Source organism: Bartonella sp. MR168JLCBS, assembly GCF_042194175.1.
In genome coordinates this window covers 1-635 of the sequence record NZ_JBHIMP010000476.1, presented here as the reverse complement: position 1 = coordinate 635, position 635 = coordinate 1, and the positions used below count along the sequence as shown (strand labels likewise).

Sequence of the window (635 nt, the reverse complement as noted above, 5' to 3'; positions counted from 1 at the left end):
CCAACAATTTCCACCGGAAGTGGATTTGCTGGTTCAAGTTTATAGGTATAATAGGCCGTCAATGCACCTAAAACCGTTACGATAAGAATTGGAATACCCCACATAAATGCTTCAATTTTATTTGAATGCCCCCAATCAGGTAAATAATCTTCTGCTACGTTCGACGCGCGATACTTAAAAGCCAAAAGCACTACACTTACCATCACCGGAATTACAACACAAAGCATAACAAACACACAAACAGCAATCAAAATAAGCTGTTGACGTGCAACATATCCGGATGGCTGAAGAACATCAACTTTACAACCAGATAGAAGCAGTGCACCCCCTAAAACTGCAAAGATTTCTAATTGTCTAACAAAGCTTCTCATCTTAACCTGCCGCCGTTATACGCACTGGAAGTTGCAAGAAATACAACGGTGATATCTTACTCATCAAGAAATAATTATCAAGTAAATTCAATGCCCATACTGCTCTTATCCAACATTGCTTTTAACAATTATAATTAAATCGTTGAGCAATATATTCAAGCGCAAGCCAATATCCTTTACTCCCACAGCCAGAAATAACTGCATCCACACCCGCAGACGTATAAGAATGGTGACGAAAAGCTTCACGGTGATAAACATTAGACA

Annotated in this window: 1 protein-coding gene and 1 pseudogene; both read right to left on the bottom strand. The window is 39.1% G+C overall.

The window, feature by feature from the left end:
- Window positions 1-371: pseudogene (locus tag ACFIK8_RS12125) on the bottom strand (ubiquinol oxidase subunit II); the annotation flags it as partial.
- Window positions 372-492: 121 nt separating this feature from the next.
- Window positions 493-635: type II 3-dehydroquinate dehydratase (locus ACFIK8_RS12120; RefSeq protein ID WP_375669573.1), on the bottom strand; the 143-nt coding region annotated here is incomplete at its 5' end.